21 protein-coding genes and 3 tRNA genes are annotated in these 25,672 nt (G+C 37.7%); 14 read left to right on the top strand and 10 right to left on the bottom strand.

Annotation, left to right across the window (positions count from 1 at the left end):
* Nucleotides 1-2: 2 nt before the first annotated feature.
* Together E1750_RS16340 and E1750_RS16335 are read left to right on the top strand one after the other, a co-directional pair.
* A complete protein-coding gene (locus tag E1750_RS16340; protein ID WP_133277794.1) occupies nt 3-1,184 on the top strand; it encodes a THUMP-like domain-containing protein in 1,182 nt (393 codons plus the stop codon).
* Nucleotides 1,185-1,187: 3 nt separating this feature from the next.
* A complete protein-coding gene (locus E1750_RS16335) occupies nt 1,188-1,757 on the top strand; it encodes a hypothetical protein (RefSeq protein WP_133277793.1) in 570 nt (189 codons plus the stop codon).
* Here E1750_RS16335 and E1750_RS16330 read toward each other — a convergent pair.
* From E1750_RS16330 to E1750_RS16310, 5 genes are all read right to left on the bottom strand, one after another.
* Nucleotides 1,754-2,401 (bottom strand): M15 family metallopeptidase, encoded by a 648-nt coding sequence (locus E1750_RS16330; RefSeq protein WP_133277792.1) that lies wholly within the window; start codon nt 2,399-2,401, stop codon nt 1,754-1,756. The two genes, E1750_RS16335 and E1750_RS16330, sit on opposite strands and share 4 nt — an antisense overlap.
* A 158-nt stretch (nt 2,402-2,559) precedes the next feature.
* Nucleotides 2,560-2,814 carry a GIY-YIG nuclease family protein gene (locus tag E1750_RS16325; protein WP_133277791.1) on the bottom strand — a complete coding sequence of 85 codons (255 nt, stop codon included), beginning with the start codon at nt 2,812-2,814 and terminating at the stop codon, nt 2,560-2,562.
* Nucleotides 2,815-2,867: 53 nt separating this feature from the next.
* Nucleotides 2,868-2,941 (bottom strand) — tRNA-Arg (locus E1750_RS16320).
* Between the two features lie 42 nt (nt 2,942-2,983).
* A tRNA-Pro gene (locus E1750_RS16315) sits at nt 2,984-3,058 on the bottom strand.
* 117 nt (nt 3,059-3,175) lie between these two features.
* Nucleotides 3,176-3,262, bottom strand: a tRNA-Ser gene (locus E1750_RS16310).
* 300 nt (nt 3,263-3,562) lie between these two features.
* Here E1750_RS16310 and E1750_RS16305 point away from each other — a divergent pair.
* Both E1750_RS16305 and E1750_RS16300 read left to right on the top strand, forming a co-directional pair.
* On the top strand, nt 3,563-4,741 hold the full coding sequence (locus tag E1750_RS16305; protein WP_133277790.1) for an acetyl-CoA C-acyltransferase: 1,179 nt from the start codon (nt 3,563-3,565) through the stop codon (nt 4,739-4,741).
* 158 nt (nt 4,742-4,899) lie between these two features.
* Nucleotides 4,900-5,661: a C40 family peptidase gene (locus E1750_RS16300; protein WP_133277789.1), complete on the top strand. Its 762-nt coding sequence runs from the start codon at nt 4,900-4,902 to the stop codon at nt 5,659-5,661.
* A gap of 61 nt (nt 5,662-5,722) precedes the next feature.
* On the opposite strand, the gene E1750_RS16295 is transcribed toward E1750_RS16300, so the two are convergent.
* Complete coding sequence (locus tag E1750_RS16295; RefSeq protein WP_133277788.1) at nt 5,723-7,009, bottom strand: tetratricopeptide repeat protein; 1,287 nt, start codon at nt 7,007-7,009, stop codon at nt 5,723-5,725.
* Between the two features lie 95 nt (nt 7,010-7,104).
* On the bottom strand, nt 7,105-9,756 hold the full coding sequence (gene gyrA / locus E1750_RS16290; protein ID WP_133277787.1) for a DNA gyrase subunit A: 2,652 nt from the start codon (nt 9,754-9,756) through the stop codon (nt 7,105-7,107).
* Nucleotides 9,757-10,016: 260 nt separating this feature from the next.
* Between gyrA and E1750_RS16285 the strand changes: the two genes are divergently transcribed.
* Together E1750_RS16285 and rimK are read left to right on the top strand one after the other, a co-directional pair.
* Entirely contained in the window at nt 10,017-12,563 is a 2,547-nt protein-coding gene (locus E1750_RS16285) for an ATP-dependent Clp protease ATP-binding subunit (RefSeq protein ID WP_133277786.1), read from the top strand.
* 756 nt (nt 12,564-13,319) lie between these two features.
* Nucleotides 13,320-14,690, top strand: a complete 1,371-nt coding sequence (gene rimK, locus E1750_RS16280) for a 30S ribosomal protein S6--L-glutamate ligase (RefSeq protein WP_133277785.1) — start codon at nt 13,320-13,322, stop codon at nt 14,688-14,690.
* Nucleotides 14,691-14,743: 53 nt separating this feature from the next.
* Here the strand turns inward: rimK and E1750_RS16275 are convergent, their stop codons facing one another.
* Nucleotides 14,744-17,239 (bottom strand): heavy metal translocating P-type ATPase, encoded by a 2,496-nt coding sequence (locus tag E1750_RS16275; RefSeq protein WP_133277784.1) that lies wholly within the window; start codon nt 17,237-17,239, stop codon nt 14,744-14,746.
* 392 nt (nt 17,240-17,631) lie between these two features.
* On the opposite strand from E1750_RS16275, the gene E1750_RS16270 reads away from it, so the two are divergent.
* The 4 genes from E1750_RS16270 (at nt 17,632) to E1750_RS16255 (ending at nt 21,636) form a co-directional block, all read left to right on the top strand.
* The gene (locus E1750_RS16270) at nt 17,632-17,880 is read left to right on the top strand and encodes a DUF6364 family protein (RefSeq protein ID WP_133277783.1); all 249 of its coding nucleotides are present in this window, start codon (nt 17,632-17,634) and stop codon (nt 17,878-17,880) included.
* Entirely contained in the window at nt 17,877-18,290 is a 414-nt protein-coding gene (locus E1750_RS16265) for a type II toxin-antitoxin system VapC family toxin (protein WP_133277782.1), read from the top strand. Before E1750_RS16270 ends, E1750_RS16265 begins: the two co-directional genes overlap by 4 nt.
* Before the next feature lie 497 nt (nt 18,291-18,787).
* Nucleotides 18,788-20,023 carry a DUF418 domain-containing protein gene (locus E1750_RS16260; RefSeq protein ID WP_133277781.1) on the top strand — a complete coding sequence of 412 codons (1,236 nt, stop codon included), beginning with the start codon at nt 18,788-18,790 and terminating at the stop codon, nt 20,021-20,023.
* A 263-nt stretch (nt 20,024-20,286) separates the two neighbouring features.
* Nucleotides 20,287-21,636 carry a DEAD/DEAH box helicase gene (locus E1750_RS16255; protein WP_133277780.1) on the top strand — a complete coding sequence of 450 codons (1,350 nt, stop codon included), beginning with the start codon at nt 20,287-20,289 and terminating at the stop codon, nt 21,634-21,636.
* Between the two features lie 101 nt (nt 21,637-21,737).
* Here E1750_RS16255 and E1750_RS16250 read toward each other — a convergent pair whose 3' ends face one another.
* Entirely contained in the window at nt 21,738-22,229 is a 492-nt protein-coding gene (locus tag E1750_RS16250; protein WP_133277779.1) for a thermonuclease family protein, read from the bottom strand.
* 97 nt (nt 22,230-22,326) lie between these two features.
* Here E1750_RS16250 and E1750_RS16245 point away from each other — a divergent pair, with 97 nt between their 5' ends.
* From E1750_RS16245 to E1750_RS16230, 4 genes are all read left to right on the top strand, one after another.
* Nucleotides 22,327-23,130: a hypothetical protein gene (locus E1750_RS16245; RefSeq protein ID WP_133277778.1), complete on the top strand. Its 804-nt coding sequence runs from the start codon at nt 22,327-22,329 to the stop codon at nt 23,128-23,130.
* A 68-nt stretch (nt 23,131-23,198) separates the two neighbouring features.
* On the top strand, nt 23,199-23,651 hold the full coding sequence (locus tag E1750_RS16240; protein WP_133277777.1) for a DUF5675 family protein: 453 nt from the start codon (nt 23,199-23,201) through the stop codon (nt 23,649-23,651).
* Nucleotides 23,652-23,663: 12 nt separating this feature from the next.
* Nucleotides 23,664-23,927 carry a hypothetical protein gene (locus tag E1750_RS16235; RefSeq protein ID WP_133277776.1) on the top strand — a complete coding sequence of 88 codons (264 nt, stop codon included), beginning with the start codon at nt 23,664-23,666 and terminating at the stop codon, nt 23,925-23,927.
* Nucleotides 23,917-24,159, top strand: a complete 243-nt coding sequence (locus E1750_RS16230) for a hypothetical protein (protein ID WP_227873912.1) — start codon at nt 23,917-23,919, stop codon at nt 24,157-24,159. Before E1750_RS16235 ends, E1750_RS16230 begins: the two co-directional genes overlap by 11 nt.
* 185 nt (nt 24,160-24,344) lie before the next feature.
* Here the strand turns inward: E1750_RS16230 and E1750_RS16225 are convergent, their stop codons facing one another.
* A complete protein-coding gene (locus E1750_RS16225) occupies nt 24,345-24,767 on the bottom strand; it encodes a DUF6943 family protein (RefSeq protein ID WP_133277775.1) in 423 nt (140 codons plus the stop codon).
* Nucleotides 24,768-25,672 lie beyond the last annotated feature (905 nt).

Raw genomic sequence — 25,672 nt, 5'->3', positions numbered from 1 at the left:
TTTTGGATTTCAAACTCTTACATCCCGAAATTCAAGACTTTATCGATAAAAATAGGGATGCCACAATCACAAAATTGGCCTTGCAAAAAAATCCGTTTCCAAAAGTCGATTGGATTGCAATCCTACAGCAAATAGAAGCCAAAACTAAAGTAAAAGACAAATTACCAACTTGGTTTCGTGCGAAAAATATTTTGTATCCGAGTAAAATATCGGTCGAACAAACCTCATCTGAAAAAACCGCTTCGTACAAATCGCAGATTGTTTCCGGAGAAAGCCTCATCGATCTGACCGGCGGTTTTGGCGTGGACGATTTCTACTTTTCAAAAAGAATAAACAAAATCGCCCATTGCGAAATAAACGCTGATCTTTCGGCGATTGTCCAGCATAATTTTGAGCAACTCGATGTCAGGAACATTCAATGTTACACTGGGGATAGCTTAGCCATTTTAGTCGAACTTAGTGCCATTTGGGACTGGATTTACATCGATCCTTCCAGAAGAAATGATGCCAAAGGCAAAGTGTTTATGCTCCAAGACTGTTTGCCCAATATACCCGAAAACCTTGGTAGATTATTTAATTTTTCGAATCAGATTTTAATAAAAACGGCTCCACTCCTCGACATTACAGCTGGTTTAGCTGAATTGACAAACGTAAAAGCCATTCATATCGTGGCTCTCGACAATGAAGTCAAGGAACTGTTGTGGGAAATTCAAAAAGGATATATTGAAAAAACCACTATTAAAACAGTAAATATCGCTAAAGAAAAACAAGATGTTTTCGAATTTGTTATGGACGAGAATTTAATAAGTCCTGACTATGGCTCACCCCAAAAATACCTCTACGAGCCCAACAGTGCCATCATGAAATCAGGAGGATTTGACGAAGTAAGCATTATTTTTAAATTAAAAAAACTCCATAAACATTCACATTTATATACCAATTCTGAAATCATTGATTTTCCTGGCCGAATTTTCGAAATTGAAAACACTTTAAACTATAACAAAGCAGAAATGAAAAATTATATCGAAGGCAAAAAATTCAATATAACAACGCGCAATTTTCCCGAAACAGTCGAGAACCTTCGAAAAAAATGGAAAGTAAAAGAAGGTGGAAATCAATATTGTTTTTTTACAACAGATGAAAATGACAATAAAATAGTTTTAATTTGCAAAAAAATTAAATAATCAATGAAACATTCCATTTTATTACTAATTGCTCTAATCAGTAATTCGATTTTTGCCCAAAAAAACTGCGAATACAGCACCAATGTCAAGGATTCTATTGGCACTTATAAAGCGACTAAAGAATATATTATCTATGAAAAAAATTTCGCTGGAAATAAAAATTACATCTTTTTTTCCTTGTCATCGACCGATGGAACACCTTATTTGAATTTGCAATTTATTCAAAAAAGTAAAGAGTTTATGAAAGCGAATTGTTTTGATAAAAATTCTAAGATTTTCTTCCAATTGAACAATGGGAAAATTGTCACCTTACTTCATATAGACCGAATGGACTGCGGTACTTCGGTGCGAGACAACGAAAATTTTGACAACAGGATTTTGAGTGGAACTTTTATGTTTTTGAAAGGTTCATTCGAAGATTTAAAAAGTGCTCCGGTCAATTTGATGCGAATAAAATATTTAACCGATATTGAAGATTACATTTTTAGAAAAGAATTCACCTCAGAAATGGACAATCAAGTGTACCAACCCGAGACGTATTTTGTCAATTATTTGCATTGTATAGAGAACTAATCACAGTTCCATTTGGCATTCGAAACTGTATCATTTAAGGCGGATTTCAAATTATAATGCCACCATTCTGAATCTAATGCATTAAACCCATTTTGAACCATTGTAGTTTTCAATAAGGTTCTGTTGTCCTTAATTTCCTGTGAAAGATTTTGATAATTATGACTGGCTTCAATACCAAAAAAGTCGAAACTTGTTCCCATATCGAGCTCCTTTCCTTTCGCGTTGACCAAAGTGATATCGACCGCTCCACCTCGATTGTGTATAGAGCCTTTGCTAGGATTGGCTACATAATCGGGATTGGGAACTATCTTCCACATTCTTTTTTGAATATCTAACGGTCTATAACAATCGAATATTTTGATTTTGTAGCCCATTTTCATAAAATCGGCATTGGCGGCCACCATCGCTTTTATTGTTTTCAATCGCAAAAAACACTCAGCACAATCATAGACTTTGGCTTTCAAGAAATTATCAGAGGTTGCGTATTTCATATCATACACAAAATCTTTGGAGTAATCTTTCAAATTGACAAAGGTGGTGTCATTGGCAACAGATTGTTTGGTAACATTATGTGCCGATTGGGATTTGCAAGAATATAAACTCAGAATTGTACAGAAAATAAAAATGGTTTTGGAATACTTCATACAGTATTTGATTTGGATATCAAATACAAAAGTAGGATATATTTGTTAAAAGTAAATACAAACAAAAAAACCACTCGATGGATTGGTTTCTGTGAACGCAGAAGGATTCGAACCTTCGACCGTCCCGATTAAAAATCGGGATGCACTATCCTGAAAAACTATCGATTGAACTCGGCAATTAGTCTTTCAACTCTTGTCCTACTTTTCCATTTCTTGACTTCCAACTCCCTTTTGTATGCCAAGGATTTCGTAGCAAACTCTTCAAAATAAACTACTATCCAGTCTTTAACTTTTGCAGTAAATCCTGAGTGATTAGACAAATGCTTACGCAAACGTTCTTGCAAATTCTCAGAAGTATGACCAATATAATATTGATTTAATTCCTTTGAATATAAAATATAGAAGTAATTCATTTCTTTCTTTAAATGCATACAAACAAAAAAACCACTCGATGGAGTGGTTTCTGTGAACGCAGAAGGATTCGAACCTTCGACCGCCTGCTTAGAAGGCAGGTGCTCTATCCAGCTGAGCTATGCGTCCATTGACAATAAGAGCTGCTCCTAAGAGACAACTTAATATCAGTCGGGGTGGCAGGATTCGAACCTGCGGCCTCCTGCTCCCAAAGCAGGCGCGATAACCGAGCTACGCTACACCCCGAATATTTTATCTAAAAAATATTTTGATTTAATTTCAATATAATAAGAACCTTGCCGGCCTTCCCGCCTTGCGGGACGCGATAACCGAGCTACGCTACACCCCGAAGTGCAAAAAAAGCGGAGAGTAAGGGATTCGAACCCTTGGTACAGTTTCCCATACGCATGTTTAGCAAACATGTCCTTTCGGCCACTCAGGCAACTCTCCAATATAAGAACTTATATTCCTTTTAAGCGGTTGCAAATGTAACTTTCTATTCTATATTTCACAAATAAATACCGCCTTTTTTTAAATGTTTTTTCAATGTGAAATTAAAATCATTAACAATCAAATGTATAGCTTAGATAAAACAGCGTCATCTATTGAATTTATTTACAACGAAGCGAGCACTGATCCATAAATTATTAACTAAAAATCATTCCTGAAAATACAATATTATCAATTTTGTAATTTGGTATTTGCTCAAAATGATTAAATTCGCAACATAAACAAAGAATCTAAGCAATCATGAGCAAAAAAGTCGTTATTGTATCTGCAGTCAGAACTCCAATCGGGAGTTTTATGGGGGGACTATCTACCGTTGCGGCCCCACAATTGGGTGCTGTGGCCATAAAAGGCGCTCTCGACAAAATTCAGCTCGACTGTAATTTGGTCGATGAAGTATTTATGGGACAAGTCATTCAGGCAGGCTCAGGACAAGCTCCTGCCAGACAAGCTGCTATTTTTGCTGGCTTACCCAATACTGTGGCTTGTACTACTGTAAATAAAGTTTGCGCCTCCGGAATGAAAGCGGTGATGATGGCTGCTCAAGCCATTCAAAGTGGCGATGCCGAAATTGTAGTAGCTGGCGGAATGGAAAATATGAGTTTGATTCCGCATTATATGCATTTGCGAAATGGCTATAAATTTGGCCCCGCTGCTATGGTTGACGGAATGCAGAAAGACGGGCTTACCGACGCGTACGACAACAATGCAATGGGCGTTTGTGCCGACTTATGTGCATCTGAATATAAGATTAGCCGTGAAGAACAAGATGCCTTCGCCATTCAATCCTATACACGATCGGCAAAAGCTTGGGAAGAAGGAAAATTTGATGCTGAAATAGTTCCTGTCGCTGTTCCTCAAAGGCGAGGCGAACCCATTATTATTTCAAAGGACGAAGAATATACGAATGTCAATCTTGATAAAATCCCAGCATTGAATGCTGTTTTTACAAAAGGCGGAACGGTCACTGCTGCCAATGCTTCGACCATCAACGATGGCGCTGCCGCAATGGTATTGATGAGCGAAGAAAAAGCTCTTTCCTTAGGATTAAAACCTTTGGCTTATATAAAAAGTTATGCCGATGCTGCTCAAGAACCAAAATGGTTCACCACAACTCCAGCGATGGCTATTCCTAAAGCTTTAGAAAAAGCCAACCTCTCAATAGAAGAAGTGGATTATTTTGAATTTAACGAGGCTTTTGCGGTTGTAGGCTTAGCCAATTCGAAAATACTTGGATTGAATGATACAAAAGTAAATGTAAATGGTGGTGCGGTATCATTAGGTCATCCGTTAGGTTGTTCGGGAGCAAGAATTATTGTTACGCTATTAAATGTTTTAGAACAAAATAAGGGCAAAATTGGTGCGGCTGCAATATGTAATGGCGGTGGCGGAGCTTCGGCTATTGTTATCGAAAAATATTAAATCAATACCAACACAAATCATAACCCTGTTGGAAATGGCCATCCTTTTTTTCTTTAAAAATAAAAAGATTATAGCGAACAGCAGAACTCGAGCGTAGCGAACGGACGAAGTAAAAAGCTCCAAAAAAAATAAAAACCTTAAAACCTAAACTAGTTTAAATGTTCGGAATTTGTAATCTTGCCATCATCCCCCTTCGATTTGATCACAGCGACAGAAGCGAAATTGTTTCACAAGTTTTATTTGGCGAACATTTCGAAATCTTGGAGCAGTACAATCAATGGTCGAGAATAAAATTAGAATTCGACGATTATGAAGGCTGGGTCGATTCGAAACAATACCAACTTATTTCTGAGGCTGAATTTCATCAATTATCCAAAGATGTAATTGTTTTGAATGCGGATTTATTAGAATACATTACAGGTCCAAATAATTTATTACTCCCCATTCCGCTTGGTTCGTCTTTGTCTTTTTTGTCCCACGCTGACATTAATAATGCCAACTTTAATTTTGAAGGAACAAGAATCAGCGGGATAAAATCGAAAAATTGTATTATTAGTACGGCTTTTATGTACCTCAACGCTCCCTATCTCTGGGGCGGAAAAACACCTTTTGGCATCGATTGTTCGGGGTTTACTCAAATGGTTTACAAACTCAATGGCTATCGACTTTTGCGCGATGCTTCGCAACAAGCCTTACAAGGGGAAGCTTTGAGTTTCATTGAAGAAAGCGAAGCTGGCGATTTGGCTTTTTTTGATAATGAAGAAGGCAATATTATTCACGTTGGCATCATTATGGAAGACAATTATATCATTCACGCCAGTGGAAAAATAAGAATCGACCGATTAGACCATCTGGGAATTTTCAATGCCGAAATCAATAAACACACCCACAAACTTCGGGTTATCAAAAAAATAATATAAAAAAAATCCGTCTCAATTTTCAATAATTAAGACGGATTTTTAAGTTAGAATCAGCTGCGCTTTATTTTCCTTCTAACACTTTAATTTTTTCTTTCAAAGCTTTGTATTCAGCACTCATTTCTAATGCGTGATACACGTTCATCAAGGTTTTTGCAACATCTATATTAGTTGAATCTAACTCTACCGCTTTTTCAAGATAAGGAATAGTGCTTTTGAACAAGTCTTCTCTTTGTGTTTTCAAAACATCGTAACGCTTCATATCCTTAGTAGAAGTTCCTAATTTGTTCATTTCATCAATAATTGGTTTTTCGTCTTCCAACTTCAAAGCCGCTAAATTAATATACGCATTCGTATATTTAGGATTGATTTCCATTACTCTTTTGTAATATTTCTCTGCCTCAGCTTTATTTTTGGCATTGGCACTTAGCACTCCTAAATTGAATACTAAATCAGCATCGTTTGGATTTTTCTCTAATGCTTCAGCCACTAATTTTTTGTAGGTTTCAAAGTCTTTGGTTTCCAAATACAAATTAGCTTCAGTCAAAATCAAAGTAGTATCTTCTGGATTTGCTTTTCTAGCGTCAGAAATGGCTTTTTTAGCCTCCTCTGTTTTTCCTTGATCCACTAAAATTAGTGCGATGTTTTTGTAAATTTCACCTCTTTTCGAAGGGATTTTTTCTGTTTTTGGTTTTTCGTGAGTTCCCAATTTCACAGCCAAATCACGTTCTTTAGCGGTATTAAATAAATCTTCTTGATTGGTTAATTTATTCATTGCCAAATAACTTGTCCCTTTGCCAGAATAGTTTAAAGATTTTAGTTCCGCATAGCATTGCAGCGCTGTTGTATAATCTTTACCATTTACATAAGTCGAGGCCGCATAATACAAATTGATGGTGTCTTTTTTGTCTAACAAATAGGCATCGTATAATTTTTTTGCGCCGTCAATATCTTTATCGGCTTTTGTGTCAGCGATAGCACTGTTCAATAATTTGTTTTTAATATCAAAAATGGAAGCCGTAGCTTGAGAGGAATATTTATCTTTTCCAGAAGCTTTTTCCACTGCTAATAAGTCTTGAAATGATTTGGCAGCCAATGATAAATTTTTCCCTTCATCTACTTTTTTATTGGCCAATTCCAAATGAGCGTTTCCGTTTACTGAATAGAAGTGCGCTTTTTCAGCAGCTTCGGCATTGGCTACTAAAGATTCAGCACCATTCAAAATAGTGACTGCTTCTTGCGGATTGCCAGCCTTTAGCGCTTTTTCAGCGGCTTTGATTTGATCTTTTTGAGCAAAAGCAATTACTGAAATCAATAATGCTGACGCTAGAATTACATATTTACTTTTCATGATTTTTGTTTTAAATTTATGCAAAATTACTAAGAAAAACATTTAATGTTTATGATAAAAATCATATCGATTAAATGTTTTCGATTGTTTATTTTTTAATTGTCAGTTTCGTCGTCGTCCTCAGCCTCATCTTCGTCATCTTCAACGATATCGTCCTCCTCGTCTGAATCATCATCCTCGGCAACACCATCCTCTTCGAGCACTTCAAGAACAGGTTTCACTCTTTCGATAGCTTCCGTTTCAATAACATTTCCGTCTTCGTCGACTACTACTTCGGCAACATCGTCTTTCATTACTTTGGTCACCGCAGCAATCGAGTCAGAACCTTTAAGATTGATTAATTTAACCCCTTGAGTAGCGCGTCCCATAACCCTTAGGTCTTCGACAGCCATTCTGATGGTTAATCCTGATTTGTTGATAATCATCAAATCATCGGCATCGGTTACAGCGCTAATTGAAATCAGTTTTCCTGTTTTTTCGGTGATATTCAAAGTTTTCACTCCTTTTCCACCACGATTGGTAATTCTGTAAACGTCTTCCCCATCTTCGTCAACCAATTTGGTTCGTTTTCCGTAACCATTTTCGGTAACTACTAAAATTTGTGAATCGTTGATATTGTCTTTATCTACGGTAACCATTCCGATTACTTCATCGGTTTCGTCTTTCAAAGTAATACCGCGAACTCCCGAAGCTGTTCTTCCCATCGGACGTGTTTTGGTTTCTTCGAAACGAACTAATTTACCCGATTTAACAGCCAAAATAATCTGACTTTCGCCATTGGTCAATTTGGCTTCTAATAATTCATCGCCTTCCTTGATCGTAATAGCTGCAACACCATTGACTCTCGGACGAGAATATTTCTCTAACGACGTTTTCTTCACCTGACCTTGCTTGGTTACCATCACCAAGTTATGACTCTTGATGTAGTCTTGATCTTTTAGGTCTTGAGTGCAGATGAATGCTTTTACCTTATCATCACTTTCAATATTGATTAGGTTTTGAATCGCTCTTCCTTTGGCCGTTTTGCTACCTTCAGGGATTTCATAAACACGCATCCAAAAACATTTTCCTTTTTGAGTAAAGAACATCATATATTGGTGATTCGTGGCTACGAACATATTCTCAAGGAAATCTTGATCTCTTGTTCCGGCACTTTTTTGTCCTACTCCACCTCTATTTTGTGTTTTGTACTCCGATAAATTGGTACGTTTGATGTAACCAGCGTGCGAAATGGTGATGACCACATTCTCATCGGCAATCAAATCTTCGATGCTCACATCGCCACCTGAATATTCAATCATAGAACGACGCGCATCACCGTATTTGTCGCGAATTTCTACCAATTCTTCTTTAATCAAGGCCGTTCTCAAATTAACATCTTCCAATAAAGCTTTCAAATGTTCGATTAATTTCATCAATTCCTCGTATTCCGCTCTTAACTTGTCTTGTTCGAGACCTGTTAATTGACGCAAACGCATTTCGACAATGGCACGAGCTTGAAGATCGGATAGCTGAAATCTTTCGATCAATTTTTCTCTGGCTTCATCGGTATTTTTCGAACTTCTGATTAGCGCAATAACTTCATCAATATTGTCCGAAGCGATAATCAATCCTTCTAAAATATGGGCTCTTTCTTCGGCTTTACGCAATTCGAAACGTGTTCTGCGAATCACCACATCGTGTCGGTGTTCTACAAAATAATGAATCATATCTTTCAGATTCAACATTTGCGGACGCCCTTTCACTAAGGCGATATTATTGACACTAAAGGAAGATTGTAATTGTGTGAATTTATAAAGGGTATTCAACACTACATTAGGCGTTGCATCGCGTTTTAAGATATAAACGATGCGCATCCCGTTTCTATCCGATTCATCACGAATATTGGCAATACCTTCAATTTTTTTCTCGTTGACCAAGTCAGCAGTACGCTTGATCATATCGGCTTTATTGACTTGGTATGGAATTTCGGTTACGATAATACACTCTCTGCCATCGACTTCTTCGAAACCCACTTTGGCACGCATCACAATACGTCCTCGACCAGTTTTAAAAGCTTCACGAACGCCTTCGTACCCATAAATTGTACCCCCTGTTGGAAAATCAGGTGCTTTGATATGCGTCATCAATTCGTCTACTTCGATGTCGTTATTATCGATAAAAGCCAAGGTTCCGTTGATGACTTCGGTCAAATTGTGAGGCGGCATATTGGTTGCCATACCTACTGCAATTCCTGTAGCTCCGTTGATCAACAAAGTAGGAACTCTGGTGGGCATTACTTTTGGCTCATACAAAGTATCGTCAAAATTCAATTGAAAGTCAACGGTTTCTTTTTCGATATCGGCCATAATTTCTTCCGAAATTTTGCGCATTCTTGCTTCTGTATAACGCATGGCAGCAGGACTATCTCCATCGACCGAGCCAAAGTTACCTTGACCATCGACTAACAGATAGCGTAAACTCCATTCTTGAGCCATACGAACCATCGCATCGTAAACTGAAGTATCGCCATGAGGGTGATACTTACCTAAAACTTCACCGACAATTCTGGCAGATTTTTTATGGGCAGATTTTGAAGTCACTCCTAAATCATACATTCCGTAAAGTACTCTTCGATGCACTGGTTTCAAGCCATCTCTAACATCCGGAAGTGCTCTTGACACAATTACTGACATCGAATAATCGATGTAAGCTGATTTCATTTCATCTTCAATGTTAATAGGAATTAACTTTTCTCCTTCAGACATAAGTTGTAATATTTAATAAATTTAATTTAATTTCAAAACGTGCTAATATACGTCATTTCGAAGTTTTCACGCAAACTTTTCGCTACTTATTTCAATGATTTATTAACAAAATGTTCTCGTTTTTTGGTTAATAAATTATATAAGTTTTAACGTTTATTTGTTCTTTTTTTTGTCAATTAGCAAACAGAACCTAGAAGTAGGTATAATTTTTGTTTTACACAGAACAATTCACTAATTTTACAATAGAAATACGAGATAATATGGATGATAATTTTTCGCCAAGAGTAAAAGATGTTATTACTTACAGCAAAGAAGAAGCCTTGCGTTTGGGTCACGATTTCATTGGTACTGAACATCTTATGCTCGGAATTTTGAGAGATGGCAATGGCAAAGCAATTAATATACTGAACAATCTATCGATTGATTTGAATCTTTTGCGCAGAAAAGTAGAGGTTCTAAGTCCGGCAAGCCCAACAATGGATGCCAACAACGAAAAAAAGAACCTTCATCTTACCCGACAAGCAGAGCGCGCCCTGAAAACTACTTTTTTAGAAGCCAAAGTGTTTCACAGCACCTCAATCAGCACCGCACATTTACTATTGTGCATCCTAAGAAACGAAAACGACCCCACAACAAAGCTATTGAATAAACTCAGCATTGATTATGATATAGCCAAAGAACAATATTTAAATATGACACCATCCGAAGAAAATTTTATCGAAAATTTACCCCGAAATGACGCTTACAACGAGGATTCAGGACAAGATGACAGTCTGAAAGAAGGTAGTTTTAATAATCCAGCCAATAAATCGAACAAAAAATCTAAAACTCCTGTTCTAGACAACTTTGGTAGAGATTTAACAGAAATGGCCGAAGAAGGAAAATTAGACCCTGTAGTCGGACGTGAAAAAGAAATTGAACGTGTTTCTCAAATTTTAAGCCGTCGCAAAAAGAACAATCCACTGCTGATAGGAGAACCTGGCGTAGGGAAATCTGCCATTGCCGAAGGTTTAGCCTTGCGCATCATTCAAAAGAAAGTTTCTAGAATATTATTCAATAAACGAGTGGTGACACTTGATTTAGCCAGTCTTGTAGCCGGTACCAAATACCGCGGACAATTCGAAGAGCGTATGAAAGCCGTGATGAACGAACTAGAAAAAAACGACGATATCATCCTTTTCATTGATGAAATCCACACTATTGTTGGCGCTGGCGGAGCAACAGGCTCGTTGGATGCTTCCAATATGTTCAAACCCGCATTGGCCAGAGGTGACATTCAATGTATCGGTGCCACAACCTTGGACGAATACCGTCAATACATCGAAAAAGATGGGGCGCTCGAAAGACGTTTCCAAAAAGTAATTATCGAACCGACCTCGGTGGAAGAGACGATCATTATTTTGAACAATATCAAAGACAAATACGAAGATCACCACAATGTGACGTATAGCCCAGAAGCCATCGAAGCCTGTGTTAAATTGACCAATCGCTATATGTCTGAACGCTTCTTGCCAGACAAAGCCATTGATGCTTTAGACGAAGTGGGATCGCGAGTACACATCACCAATATTGAAGTTCCTGTACAAATTTTAGAATTAGAAAAACTATTAGAAGATGTACGCGAACTGAAAAATGCGGTGGTCAAAAAACAAAAATACGAGGAAGCGGCTAAACTTCGTGACGACGAAAAACGTCTCGAAAAAGATTTGGCTATAGCCCAAGAACAATGGGAAGAAGAATCAAAAAGCAATCGTATCGAGGTGACCGAGGACAATGTGGCCGATGTAGTTTCGATGATGACGGGAATTCCTGTAAATAGAATTGCACAAACCGAAAGCAACAAACTCGCTATTCTGCCGCAATTGATCGAAAATAAGGTCATTGGACAAAAAGAAGCAGTGCTAAAAATTGCCCGAGCTATACAGCGAAACCGTGCCGGATTGAAAGATCCGAATCGACCGATTGGCTCCTTCATATTCTTAGGACAAACTGGAGTAGGAAAAACCCAATTGGCCAAAGTTTTAGCCCGTGAATTATTCGATTCTGAAGAAGCCTTAATCCGAATTGATATGAGCGAATATATGGAAAAATTCGCAATTTCGAGATTGATTGGAGCACCTCCGGGATACGTAGGCTACGAAGAAGGCGGACAATTAACAGAAAAAGTGCGTCGTAAACCTTATTGTGTGGTGCTTTTGGACGAAATCGAAAAAGCGCATCCAGATGTTTTCAATATGATGCTGCAGGTTTTAGACGACGGTTATTTGACCGATAGTTTGGGACGTAAAATCGATTTCAAAAACACGATTATCATTATGACTTCGAATGTGGGTGCCCGCCAATTGAAAGATTTCGGTCAAGGCGTTGGATATGGGACCGCTGCCAAAGTGGCACAAGCCGCTGATAATTCGAAAAGCATTATCGAAAATGCGTTGAAGAAAACCTTCGCACCTGAATTCCTCAACAGAATTGACGATGTAATTGTATTCAATGCCTTAGAAAAAGAAGACATCAATTTGATTATTGAAATCGAATTGCAAAAATTATACGCACGCATCAAAGATTTGGGCTATCAATTAAACCTGTCTGACAGAGCCAAAGCGTTCATCGCAGACAAAGGTTTTGATAGACAGTTTGGCGCAAGACCATTGAAAAGAGCCATTCAAAAATATGTCGAAGACGCCTTGGCAGAAGAAATTATCACTTCTAAAGTAGGCGCTGGTGATGAAATTTTTATGGATTTAGAAGACGATACTTCGCAAGAATTGACCGTTAAAATTCAAAAAACCGAAGAGCCAACGAGCTAGTCTTCTTTTGTAACTAAATTTTAGCCACGAATTATATACATTTCACACATTGATATGTGGATTTTATTTAATTCGTGGCTAATTTTATTATTGTTATTAACTTGAAGTCGATTAATCTTTGAGAGGCTTAAACCACACTCCGACTTCCACGGCATTCGCTTTTAAAAAGCCTAATTCTCTTTAACCACAAATTTCCGTAAAAATGAACCTACCAACAACATCATAATCAACTCAAACATACAAAAAACAAAGACTTTGAATTTACTTCGTCAGTTCGCACATGTGTGAAAATTTGTGGTGGAAACTTTTAAAATAGAATGCCCTGCTCGACTTCGCTCAGTGCAGGCAATAAAAGTTATTTTTATTAATAGAAAGGCGATTTGCTTATCATAGATTTTAAAGCTATGTGTAAATAAAATACCTATGAACACCTTTGCAAATTATTTTTTCAGATCTCTATGTGGTTTAAAATTATTAATCGCATTGAGTTTATTAATGTTATGAAACGATACAATTAGTGCTGAATTCACTCGAATCCATATCATTAAATTGTTTTTTTTTAGGAATGGCAAAACCAAGTTTATTATTCCTTAACGTATTGAAATTGTAATTGACTAAACCTACATTTGTACCCAAAGAACCTATCATTTCCAATCATTAGAGTCCGTCATAAATTGATTTAACCCTAATTTAACATCCAAACTATCGAATTCAATCTATATTTACATTTGATTAAGTTCCTCACAAAACTCATTTATGTTACAAAGCAAAATAATTTTAGGCAGCGAAGAATGGTGTACCTTACCAGAATTAGGTATTCCATCTATTAAAGCCAGAGTCGATTCGGGTGCCAAAACATCGGCTTTGCACGCGATCAATATTGCACCTTTCAAAAAGGAAGGGCAAAACTGGGTCAAATTCGACATCAACCCCATTCAGAATAATGTCAAAACCATCATCCATTGCGAAGCGCTTTTGGTTGATAAAAGAGTCGTCAAAAGTTCTAGTGGTTTTAGAGAGCAGCGCTATGTGATTCAAACCACATTAGATATAGGCAATTCGAAATGGGTGATCGAAATGACCTTGACCAATCGTGATTCTATGGGTTTCCGAATGCTTTTAGGTCGCGAAGCGATGAGCGGCAGGGTTTTGGTCGATCCCGAGCAACAATATCTTTTAGGGCAAACTACACCTGATAATTTAAAAGAAGTTTATAAAAATGCAATAAAAAACAGTTCCGGTTTACGCATCGGATTATTGGCAAGTAACCCTGAATTGTACAGCAACAAGCGAATCATGGAGGCCGGTGAAATGCGGGGTCACGAAATGCACTTTTTGAATATCAAAGAATGCTATATGAAACTCGATGCCAAAACACCTGAAATTCATTATCGTGGCGGTATTATTCTCAATCAATTCGACGCAATAATTCCCAGAATTCGTCCTAGTATTACCTTTTATGGCTGCGCTTTGACGCGTCAATTCGAAGCACTGAATGTGTTTTGTTTGAACTCATCGACTGCCATTACCCAATCACGTGATAAATTATTCTCCTTACAATTGCTTTTGCAAAGCGGTATCGATATTCCAACCACGGGTTTTGCCAATTCTCCCTTAGATACCAACGATTTGATTGCGATGGTTGGTGGCCCGCCTTTAATTGTAAAATTACTCGAAGGAACACAAGGAAAAGGAGTCGTTCTGGCCGAAACCAAAAAAGCTGCCGAAAGTGTCATCAATGCTTTCAAAAGTTTGAATGCTAACATATTAGTACAAGAATTCATCAAAGAAGCTAGCGGAAAAGACCTACGCTTGTTTGTGGTTGATGGCAAAGTTGTGGCAGCTATTCAAAGAGAAGCGATGCCAGGCGAATTCCGAGCCAACATTCATTTAGGAGGAACCGCCTCTGTCATAAAACCTACTCCCGGAGAGAAAAAAATCGCCATACGTGCCGCCAAAGCTATGGATTTGAAAGTTGCGGGAGTGGATATAATTCGCTCTACAAAAGGACCCTTATTACTCGAAGTCAACTCATCGCCGGGTCTTGAAGGTATTGAAGGCGCGACCAATAAAGATATAGCAGGTGAAATGATTTTGGCTATCGAGAAGAATTTTAAATTGAAGTAAAAATTTAAACCATATAAGTCATATAAGAAAACTTAAATGACTTATATGGTACATTAAATTTTAAAACTTCGCAATCGCAATGAATTTGCAATTACCGAAACCGAGCTGAAACTCATCGCAGCCGCCGCAATCATTGGCGATAACAACAATCCAAAAATAGGATACAACAATCCTGAAGCCACTGAAATTCCCAACACATTGTAAATAAACGCAAAAAACAAATTCTGTTTGATGTTTCGCATCACAGCTTGACTCAGGTTTTTGGCTTTGACAATGCCTTGTAAATCACCTTTAACCAAGGTAATCTGGGCACTTTCCATCGCGACATCTGTTCCGGTTTCCATTGCGATGCCTATGTTGGCTTGTGCCAATGCCGGAGCGTCGTTGATGCCGTCGCCTGCCATAGCTACGATTTTCCCTTCGGCTTGCAGGCGCTGGATTGCCACCAGTTTGTCTTCGGGCGAACAATTAGCAATAAAACCAGATAAATGCAATTCCGTGGCGACGGCTTTTGCCGTATTTTCATTATCACCCGTAATCATAATGACTTCCACTCCTTGCCGCATCAATTCGGTTATGGCACTTGCACTAGTGGCTTTTATTTTATCGGAAATGGACACAAAACCCACCGCTATTCCGTCCACGGAAATATAGGAGACTGTTTTGCCCAGTTTTTGTTCGGTACTGATTTTAGTTTCCAAATCCTCAGCGACAGCTGAATTCAGTTGTTCCATCAGCTTTTTATTGCCTAAAGCTACTTTTCTATTGGCTACCGTTCCTGTAACACCTTTGCCGGAAATAGCCTCGAAATCTTTGACTTCGGTTAGCAAGATATTTTTAGTTTTGGCATCATTCACGACGGCTTGCGCCAATGGATGTTCACTGTATTGGTTTAGGGAAGCGATGTAATGCAACAAAGTATCGGCTTCATCATTCACAGAAAAAACTTTTTCCACCGAAGGTTTTCCTTCCGTAATGGTTCCGGTTTTGTCGGTAATCAGGACATTTACTTTGTTCATATTTTCTAAAGCTTCGGCGTTTTTGATCAAAACACCCGATTGGGCGCCCTTGCCTACTCCAACCATCACTGACATAGGCGTGGCCAAGCCCAAAGCACAAGGACAAGCAATAATCAACACTGCTACCGCATTGATAAAACCATAAACCGCTGCAGGTTCAGGGCCAAAATTCGCCCAAATTATAAAGGTCAATGCTGAAATAATAACCACCGTTGGTACAAAATATTTGGCAATCCTATCAGCTAATTTCTGGATAGGCGCTCTCGAGCGACTGGCATTATTGACCATTTGTACAATTTGCGAAAGCAGCGTTTCCGAACCCACTTTTTCGGCTAGCATCACGAATGATGTATTGCCATTGATGGTTCCTGCAATCACCCCATCGCCCCTTGTTTTATCAACAGGAATGGGTTCTCCCGAAATCATCGACTCATCTATAGTGCCTTCGCCATCAGCAATTTTTCCGTCGACTGGGATTTTTTCTCCGGGTTTTACACGCAAGAAATCGCCTTTTTTGATATCGTGAATTGAGATTACTTTGTCTTGTCCATCTAAAACTAAAGTCGCTTCAGTTGGTGCGAGTTTCAGCAGTTCTTTGATAGCTTTATTGGTTTGTCCGTGGGCTTTGGCTTCCATTAATTGGCCTAGCAAAACCAAAGTCAATATCACCACCGAAGCTTCAAAATAAAGCGAAACTGTGCCGTGGTGCTTGAATTCATCAGGGAAATACTGGGGAAATAGAAGTCCCGCCACGCTAAACAAAAAAGCCACGCCCGTTCCAATTCCTATCAGTGTAAACATATTGAGATTCCAAGTCAGCATCGATTTCCAAGCTCTGACAAAGAACATCCAACCTGCATAAAAAACTACAGGAAGCGACAAAACAAATTGTACCCAATTCCATTTTTGGGTTTCCATCAGCTGCAATAACGGATTGTTAGGTACCATTTCCAGCATCGAAATGATAAAAACAGGAATCGTAAAGACCAATGCGATTTTCAATTTGCGCCACAAATCCAGATAGGCTGTATCTTGCTCTTCAACAGCTTGCTTTGGCACTAAATCCAGTCCGCAAATGGAGCAATCGCCGGGATGATCTTGAACAATTTCGGGATGCATCGGGCAAGTGTACTTCGTTTTGGTAGCGGTCAAATCTGGGGCTTTGACCAAATCCATTCCGCATACAGGACAACCAACTTGGGTATCATAGACTGTATCGCCTTCGCAAAACATCGGACAATAGTATTTTCCCGAAGCAGAGCTGGGTAAAGCCAAGGCATTCATTGTGCTGGCTTGTGGTGTGCTGTATATGGAATTGGAAGCATCTATTTCACTAATAACATAATTACCCGCCTTGTACAATGCTTTTTGGAGTTTGAAAAGGGAAACTGATTTTTCAGCTATAATTGTTGCTATTGGTGGCTCTAATGTTACAGTGGCTTCCACAGCTTCCATTTCATTTAAGGCTTTTTCGGCTTTGGTGCGGCAGCCGTTGCAAGACATTCCTGTAATGGTATACGTATTTTTCATTTTGTAGTTCTGAGGTACAAATTTACGAATTTTTGTTTGGGGAAATTATTGTGGTTGCTATAACTTTTGGACGTTGGTACACAGATAAAATCAATAAATCGAACCGGATTGTCTTGGTTGATGCTGTCTTCTAAGGGGACTACTTGCAGCTGGTAGCGGGAAATTCCTTGCCCCGAAGCGTCGGGAGTGTTGCAGTGTTAAATATACAAAATATGTATTTTTCTTACAAGTATTTTAGTATATTTGTAGGGAAGATTACTTCGTCTGTTCGCTATCGCTCGGGTGTGGATGTTTCTTCACAGTCTGAGGTTGGCAGTAATCGCAAAAAAAATCGAAATTCACATTTATTCCGTCCTAAATTCATATATTTGTACGTATAAATATTTTTCGCTATGAATGCTAAACTCACATTAAAGCTTGACCAAGAGATAATTGAAAAAGCTAAACATTATGCGTCTGAAAAAAAATTAAGCTTGTCTAGAATTATAGAAAACTATCTTAATTCTTTGACTTCAGATAAAACAAATAATGACATACAAATTTCGCCATTTGTAAAAAGTCTTTCTTCAGGAATTAAAATTCCAGCTGATTATGATTATAAAAAAGATCGTGCTGATTATTTAGAACAAAAATACAAATGAGCAGAATTTTTTTAGACACTAACGTTATATTAGATTTGTTAGGAGAAAGAGTTCCTTTTTTTGATTCTATTGCTAAAGTTGCTACTTTGGCAGATCAAAAAAAACTTACTATAATTGTCTCACCTCTGTCATTCACGACGATAGATTATGTTTTGAATAAATATGAAAGTTCTGAATCTGTTCTGAATAAACTTCGAAAGTTTAAAATAATCTGTGAGGTTTGTGAGGTTAATGAAGAAACAATTGACAAAGCGTTGAATTCGAATTTCAAAGATTTTGAAGATGCTGTTCAATATTTTACTGCTTTACAAACTAACTGTTCAATAATTATAACTAGAAACGGAAAAGATTTTAAGAATGCTACAATTCCGATTATGACGTCTGAGGAATATTTAAGTAGTATTATATAAAGCGACTACTGCCAAGCGCTGGGTTTCGTTGCGGCTGCAAGCCGCGCACCCGAGCGACTGCGAACGGACGAAGTAATGAAACCGGGGTTGAATCCTTCGAAAAACTCAGGATAGGCTCATTGATTCCAAATCCATCAACGCCTTGGAGTTTTCGTATCATATTTAAAAAGAGTAGTAAGAGGATTTTGAGTCCTCTTTTTTTGCAGATACCTTTTTAAAAAGTGGATAAGTATAAAAGAAAACGTGGAGTTGACTTTTTTATTTAAGACCCGATATAGTGCCAAACTGCAGTCTTGATAACTAATAAATTGCAACTCTTGATTGGATTTTCTTCTTCCCGAAGCATCCCAACTGTTACGAGGTTCGATAAAGCAAATCTGTATTATTCATACAAGTATTTTAGTATCTTTACGGGGCGATTGTGCAAGTTTTTTCACAAATTGTTGTTAGCAGTCCTTGTGGCGCAACCCTTTAACAAAGAAAATCATATAAAAGAAATGCAAAACCTTACAATAAAAAGAATTGAGCAAATTGATGCGTTGCGCGGCTTTGCGTTATTTGGCATTATAATGACCCATATGTTTGAAGGCTATTTGGCAAGTATGACACCGCCTCAGTATCTGGGATTTAATATTGTATATCCGCTAGACCGTTTTGCTCAGGTTGTAATTCAAAACCTGTTTGTTGGAAAATTTTATGCCATATTCTCGATGCTATTTGGACTGAGTTTCTATTTAATTTTAGACCAAAAAAAAGGTTCTAGTTCCTTGAAATTTATCTGGAGATTAGTGCTGTTATTCCTGATAGGATTTATTCACCATATTCATTACAGAGGTGATTTTTTGACCGTCTATGCAGTCTTTGGTTTCGCGTTAATTTTTTTTAGAAAAGTACCAGATAAAATCATTTTGATTCTTGGGTTATTTCTTGCTTTCAACGGGCCTTCTATGGTTACGAATTCCATTTCATTACTTCAAAAATCAAGACAGGAAACAGTCCAAATTATAAAAGAAACTAAAAACATAGCTTTCAATAATTCTGAAAATAATCCCGTTACACAAGCGAATGCTTATTTTGATTTGATCCTTAAAGGTGAATACCGAAAATTGCTTGTGTCTAACAGTACTACTGGCTTTTACAACAAATACAATTACCTAAAATTTAGTGGAAGACTGTGGGTTATACCGGGATTGTTCTTGTTAGGACTTTGGATTGGTCGTAAAAAATGGCACGAAAAAATAGACAAAATCCCATTGGTCAAAATAATTTCAATTTCAGCTTTAATAGGCATACCTTTGACAATAGTAAGTTATTACTTTTCGAAACCAACCAACACCGAAATTATTCATTATGTTGGCTCAATTGCCAAAGATGCTTCTAATATTTTTATGCCTCTTTTATATATCGTTATCTTCCTTTATTTTTTCAAACTTAGTAGCACCAATAAAATAGTTAGTCAATTGATACCGGTTGGTAAAATGGGACTGACCACTTATGTATTGCAATCTGCTTTTGGAATTTTTATTTTCTATGGACTTGGACTTGGACTTTTATTACAGTTATCAGGTACAGTAGCACTTGGCCTTGGATTTGTATTTTTTATCATTCAAATACTATTTTGCAAATGGTGGTTTAGCAAGTATAGGTTTGGTCCTTTGGAATGGCTATGGAGAAGCGGTACAAATGGCAGGTGGCAATCCTTTAAGATTACCGAAATACAAAAAATAGAGTAATGAAATACATTCACCAATTACCAAATACAGCTATTGGCAAGGTAAACTCCTGTCAAATGCAACTAGGCCGAAAGCCTCACTGATTACAAATCCATTAAAATTATGGACTTATCGTTAAATTTGTGGCGAGTCTCGATAGCTATCGGCTAGAAGTGTATCTAATGTCTTCTTTTTTTGATTTTTAAATGCGAATGCCCTAGAATGCAACAACCATAAATTCCATTAGTTAGAAAAAACGTACCTTTGCACAAAATTTACGTTTTATGACCACTTTCGAACAATTCAATCTTCCCAAATCAGTACAAAAAGCAATCGATGATTTAGGATTTACCACACCAACTCCCATTCAGGAAAAAACTTTTTCTGTGATAATGTCAGGACGCGATATGATGGGAATTGCACAAACCGGAACGGGTAAAACATTCGCCTATTTGTTGCCATTATTGAAACTATACAAATTTTCTACTACTCATACACCCAAAATTGTGATTCTGGTTCCAACACGTGAATTGGTTGTTCAAGTGGTAGAAGAAGTCGAAAAACTAACCAAATATATGTCGGTTCGCACCATTGGTATTTTTGGAGGTGTGAACATCAATACTCAAAAAACAACGGTTTATCAAGGTTGCGATATTCTGGTAGGAACTCCAGGACGTGTAATGGATTTAACATTAGACAATGTCATCCGTTTTGAAGATATGCAAAAATTGGTCATCGATGAGTTCGACGAAATGCTCAATTTAGGTTTCCGTACCCAATTGACTGCCATCTTGGCTATGATGCCTAAAAAACGTCAAAACATCTTATTTTCAGCCACAATGACGGATGAAGTAGATGCTGTTTTGAATGACTATTTTGATTATCCTGAAGAAGTTACGCTTTCGGCATCGGGAACTCCATTAGAAAATATTACGCAAATAACTTATAATGTTCCAAACTTCAACACCAAAATTAATTTGCTGAAGCATTTGTTACAGACCAATGAAGATATGAGTCGTGTTTTGGTTTTTGTGAACAATAAGAAAATTTCGGATATGGTTCACACTCGAATCGAGGAAGATTTTGAGGGTCAATTTGGTGTCATTCATTCCAATAAATCCCAAAATTATCGTTTGAGTACGATGGCTGAATTTCAGGCGGGAAATCTACGTGGTTTAATCACTACCGATATTATGGCGAGAGGTTTGGATATTTCGAATATCACCCACGTTATCAACTTTGAAATGCCCGAACTTCCTGAATTGTATATGCACCGTATTGGGCGAACCGGTCGTGCCGATGCTTCTGGAACAGCGATCAGTTTGATTACGCCTCGTGAAGAAGAATCAAAATTTGCCATCGAATTATTAATGAATATGGAATTGCCAGCAGAGACTTTCCCTGAAACCGTAGAAATTTCAACAAAACTCATCGAACCTGAAAAAGACCGACAGCCGATGAAGTTTATGATGAAAAAGGTGAAACTAGAAGGCGATGGTGCATTCCACGAGAAAAGCAAAAAGAACAAAAAAGTCAATTTGGGTGGTCCTGGTGTAACCAAGAAAAAAACACACGGTTCTGTCAATAGAAATATGTTGAAAAACCAAGCCAAGAAGCGTAAGGATAAAAAATAAAAAAGATGACCGCAGATTAACATCCTTACGCCTGTAAGGGGTAGTGTTTTCAGGGGTTAAAGATGATACAATATTTTTAAGTACAACATAAGTACAACAAATCAAAAACTTTTTACAAAACTGTAAATTCCTAATTGATTAAGCTGCGCTTGGCGGTTCATCATTTGATATTCCGCCAACCTCCCGCAGTAATAGTTTTGGGTTGCTTTGGCATACCCATTAATCAAAAGCAAATCATTTAGACATTCTCCTCCTGGTAATATTACATACCCTAATTGCCTGTTCCAGTAGTCATAATAGTTCTCCTGTTCAGTAATGATAGTTACAACCGTTTTGGGCGGTGCAACCGACAAAACGAAGTGCAAGGATTGCAAACCAAATTGGAGCAATAATTGGGCAGGCAAACTGCTTTTCTCTTCATCCTCCATCATCTTCCTATTTAGTTTTACTTCTGGTGCATCCAAGCCATAAAGACGGATTTCTTTTTTCATTTGAGTGAAACGATGGCAAATGATGATGCTATCGCCATCAAGGACTTCTTCAATTTGCCAGTGGGTTTCCACTATGTACGGTGCTTTTGCGTTGTATTGCATTGATTTACAGTATTTTAAGTTATTGATATTCAAAGATAATCATTGAACTTTGTTACTGCAATTGCAAGCAAATATTAACTTTTAAAAATTAGAAAAAATGGCAAGACAGAAAGGTGTTATTAAGTATGTCGGAACTCTTGGAGATATCCGACACTTCAAAATTAAAGGACAAGAAGGTTACTTCGCCGGAATGGTTGGCGGTCCTAGTGGTGATCAGGTAAACACTGCACCAGAGTTCGAGAGAACTCGTGAGAATATGAATGAATTTGGCGCTTGTGCCAAAGCTGGGAAAGCGGTTCGAACTGGCTTATCTCAGGTGATGAAACAAATGGCCGACAGTCAAGTTACAGGAAGATTAACTTCAATTATGAAGAAAATCAACTTGGAAGACCAAACTGAAGCTAGGGGTTACAGAAAAATTGAAATCAGTACCCAACGTAATTACTTGAAAGGTTTCGAGTTTGACAAAAACTCTTCTTTCAATGGCATTTTCAATGCTCCTTACTCATTAACTCATACAGTTGGTAGAGAAAGCGGAGAGTTTGTAGTTGCTGATTTTAACCCAGCTAATTTGGTGAGTGCTCCATCTGGTGCCACACACTTCCGTTTGATTAGCTCTCTTTCAGTAGTGAGTGATTTTGAATATAACGCTACCACAAACAGCTATGATCCTATGGATGCAGCTTTGAATGAGATAAGCGATATTCAATACAGTGACTTTTTGGATTTGTACGCTCCAGTTCCTGCTACAACAATTGTTGCAACTTTACCTAATGGAGCAGTTCCAACGGTAAACACAACCGTTTTGCAGTGCATCGGAATTGAGTTCTACCAACAAGTAGGTGGAAACTATTACTTGTTCTCCAGTGGGAACTGCTTGAAAGTCGAGGACGCTTTCTAGAAAAACCCTTGAAGGATCCCTCGCCAAAAACGAGGGATTTTTTTTATCAACTCCTTAAAACAAAAACAATGGAAAATAAAATAATCAGGGTCGCCCAAGGCAAACAAAGTACATTGAGCCAGTTGTATATCAACGGGATTTTCCAATGTTATTTGTTAGAAGATAAAATCAGGGAAGTGAAGATTGCTTCACAAACTGCCATTCCTACAGGTGTTTTTGAATTAAAACTCAACACTTGGGGAGCAAAAAATGCGGATTACAAGAGAGCTTTTGGAAACCTACACCAGGGAATGATTGAGATTTCGGGATTACCGAATTTCAGTTTTGTCTATATCCACGTCGGAAATACTATAAAAGATACTGCCGGTTGTCCGCTTTGTGGTTTTGGTTTCCAATTTGCTGAAGGCGATTTTCAAGTTACCCAAAGTATAGCAGCTTACAAAATGATTTATCCCAAGTTGGTTGCATTGGCAAAGGATCCTTCTAACAAATTTACCATTGAAAATAATTTTCAATTTTAAAAAGCAAATCCAATGGAAAATATTAATGCCATAGCAGCACTTTTTGGAACACTGATCACCTTGTTACTCTCGGTTGTGGCTTATTTTATCAAGCAATTACACACTGATTTCAAGAGTATGGAGAAAGATTTGATTGAAGTAAAAACGATGGCTTTAATCATCAAAACCGAGTTCAAAAGCGGGAATGATTTACTTAACCAAAAAGTAGAATACATCGAAAAAAGAGTACACAATTTAGAATTATCAATTTTTAAAAATCAAGATTATGAAAAATAATAAAATGAATTTGGCAGAAAGAGTTTTGGCACCAACTCCAAAATGGTTTAAAGTTCTTCGAACAGTTGGGATTGCCTTGGCATCCGTTGGCGGAATTATCATAGCTTCCCCGGTTGCTTTGCCAGTTGGCTTGGTGAGTGCAGCTGGTTATTTGGTTCTGGGCGGAAGTATTATTTCAGTAGTTTCTCAAACTGCTGTAAAATCGGAAGAAGAGCCAATAACAAACCCTTAAAAACGGTTAAAAACCACTTTGAAAGCTCCATTATTTGGAGCTTTTTTCATTTATAGCAGTTAATAAATGTGGATTGCTTTGCTTTTCTCCGTTTTATTTAAGTGGTGCAATCATATTGCACTTATGCGTTAGTTTGCTTGGGAATAAGGTGCAGACAATCCTTGTCCGCAAGGACCAGGATTGTTTTATTTTCTACAATAACGGTATAAAATGGCTCTGCGGATGTCATTTATAAGCATCATATCCTCTTTGTATTGCTTTTCTTTTTTCTCCAGAAGTTTGAGAGCTGCAACATTTTTTTGGTGCTGCTCGTGCTCCATCATCATCAAACTGGCTTGTGGATTGAATTGTTTTTTGAAATCTGGAAGACGCAAAAACGAAATAACCGAACCTACTAAATACTGATGCCAGAATTTTGTTTGCCATAAACTATATGCGATGAAAAAAAGGCTTTCGCAGTCCTCTTCGTTTTGAAAAATGATAACAAAACTGTTAGTAAATGGCGTTTTTTGTGGCTTTCCGCTGTTCATCCCCTTGTTAAGTACAAATAAATGGGGTTTTGTGTAAACGGTGTCTTTTCGGTGGGTCTTGATGATGAAATTTAGCATAACATTCGGCTTTAAAAATGGGTTAGATTTTCAATTTTCCGCAGGGTTTCGGTTGAAAGACCAATGTGCTTCGCTACGCTCCGCCCATTAAATTTTTCAAAAGAAAAAAAAGGAAAAAAAAGAAAGCCATTCGTTCAAGTGGAAGGTTTCAAAAAAGCAAGTTTTTTTGATAAAATACTACCCGATACATCATCGGGAGTGTGGGCGTGAAGTCGGAATTGAATGTTGTTGCGAACCGTTATGGGTGGAGATTTTATCAAAAACCGGAGGCTCGAACTTGCTTTTTTGTAAACCTGGAACTTACCTTTGCCTTCTTTTTTTTTATTTTTTGTTTTGATTTCATTTACCAATCGTCATCGTATAATCGGAAGTTTTTTGAAGGAATGGGAGTTGATTTGGAAGAGGATGGTTTTCGGAAAGTGTGTGGATTTTCAAAACAGAAAAAAGAAATATAAAATCCATTCCTATTATTTTTCTGTTTTAAAAATCCATACTCTTTCTTGGACTTGATTTTGTGGGTATTGAAAATCACTTTACGGAGGTTTTTCTATTATAATGCGAAAGTTTCAAGTGATTTTCAATACTTACAAAAACAATGAAAAAATAATACCTAGTGCGATGGGGCAGTAGCGCAGGCAAGTGTGTGGTTTTTTATTTGCTTACTGGGGTGTTTCTGATTGCTTTTGTGGAAAAGTCGATGCCAAAGACTTGAAAGAAAGACAATGCTTCGGGCTGGTCAACTTTATATTTAGGAACGGTATGGCATCGGCTTTTCCGCTGAAGCAATTACTTCGGGTTTTCTAGCAAATAAAAAACCACACTCTTGCTGGCTTCTTTTGATTTTGTGGGTGTCTCAAATTGCTTATTCCTATGTCGTGAATGTTAGAAATAGAGTTGATAAGCAA

The organism is Flavobacterium nackdongense, assembly GCF_004355225.1.
Lineage (GTDB): Bacteria > Bacteroidota > Bacteroidia > Flavobacteriales > Flavobacteriaceae > Flavobacterium > Flavobacterium nackdongense.
Note: the sequence above shows the minus strand (reverse complement) of the source record. Positions and strands in the feature narration are given on the sequence as shown.

Excerpts from the sequence above, each read along its gene's own strand:
- E1750_RS16235 (WP_133277776.1), top strand. The coding sequence starts at position 23,664 with ATGGAAAATATTAATGCCATAGCAGCACTTTTTGGAACACTGATCACC.
- gyrA (WP_133277787.1), bottom strand. The coding sequence starts at position 9,756 with ATGTCTGAAGGAGAAAAGTTAATTCCTATTAACATTGAAGATGAAATG.
- E1750_RS16225 (WP_133277775.1), bottom strand. The coding sequence starts at position 24,767 with ATGCTAAATTTCATCATCAAGACCCACCGAAAAGACACCGTTTACACA.
- E1750_RS16240 (WP_133277777.1), top strand. The coding sequence starts at position 23,199 with ATGGAAAATAAAATAATCAGGGTCGCCCAAGGCAAACAAAGTACATTG.
- E1750_RS16285 (WP_133277786.1), top strand. The coding sequence starts at position 10,017 with ATGGATGATAATTTTTCGCCAAGAGTAAAAGATGTTATTACTTACAGC.
- E1750_RS16305 (WP_133277790.1), top strand. The coding sequence starts at position 3,563 with ATGAGCAAAAAAGTCGTTATTGTATCTGCAGTCAGAACTCCAATCGGG.
- E1750_RS16265 (WP_133277782.1), top strand. The coding sequence starts at position 17,877 with ATGAGCAGAATTTTTTTAGACACTAACGTTATATTAGATTTGTTAGGA.
- E1750_RS16295 (WP_133277788.1), bottom strand. The coding sequence starts at position 7,009 with ATGAAAAGTAAATATGTAATTCTAGCGTCAGCATTATTGATTTCAGTA.
- rimK (WP_133277785.1), top strand. The coding sequence starts at position 13,320 with ATGTTACAAAGCAAAATAATTTTAGGCAGCGAAGAATGGTGTACCTTA.
- E1750_RS16270 (WP_133277783.1), top strand. The coding sequence starts at position 17,632 with ATGAATGCTAAACTCACATTAAAGCTTGACCAAGAGATAATTGAAAAA.
- E1750_RS16245 (WP_133277778.1), top strand. The coding sequence starts at position 22,327 with ATGGCAAGACAGAAAGGTGTTATTAAGTATGTCGGAACTCTTGGAGAT.
- E1750_RS16335 (WP_133277793.1), top strand. The coding sequence starts at position 1,188 with ATGAAACATTCCATTTTATTACTAATTGCTCTAATCAGTAATTCGATT.
- E1750_RS16230 (WP_227873912.1), top strand. The coding sequence starts at position 23,917 with ATGAAAAATAATAAAATGAATTTGGCAGAAAGAGTTTTGGCACCAACT.
- E1750_RS16255 (WP_133277780.1), top strand. The coding sequence starts at position 20,287 with ATGACCACTTTCGAACAATTCAATCTTCCCAAATCAGTACAAAAAGCA.
- E1750_RS16325 (WP_133277791.1), bottom strand. The coding sequence starts at position 2,814 with ATGAATTACTTCTATATTTTATATTCAAAGGAATTAAATCAATATTAT.
- E1750_RS16250 (WP_133277779.1), bottom strand. The coding sequence starts at position 22,229 with ATGCAATACAACGCAAAAGCACCGTACATAGTGGAAACCCACTGGCAA.
- E1750_RS16330 (WP_133277792.1), bottom strand. The coding sequence starts at position 2,401 with ATGAAGTATTCCAAAACCATTTTTATTTTCTGTACAATTCTGAGTTTA.
- E1750_RS16260 (WP_133277781.1), top strand. The coding sequence starts at position 18,788 with ATGCAAAACCTTACAATAAAAAGAATTGAGCAAATTGATGCGTTGCGC.
- E1750_RS16300 (WP_133277789.1), top strand. The coding sequence starts at position 4,900 with ATGTTCGGAATTTGTAATCTTGCCATCATCCCCCTTCGATTTGATCAC.
- E1750_RS16275 (WP_133277784.1), bottom strand. The coding sequence starts at position 17,239 with ATGAAAAATACGTATACCATTACAGGAATGTCTTGCAACGGCTGCCGC.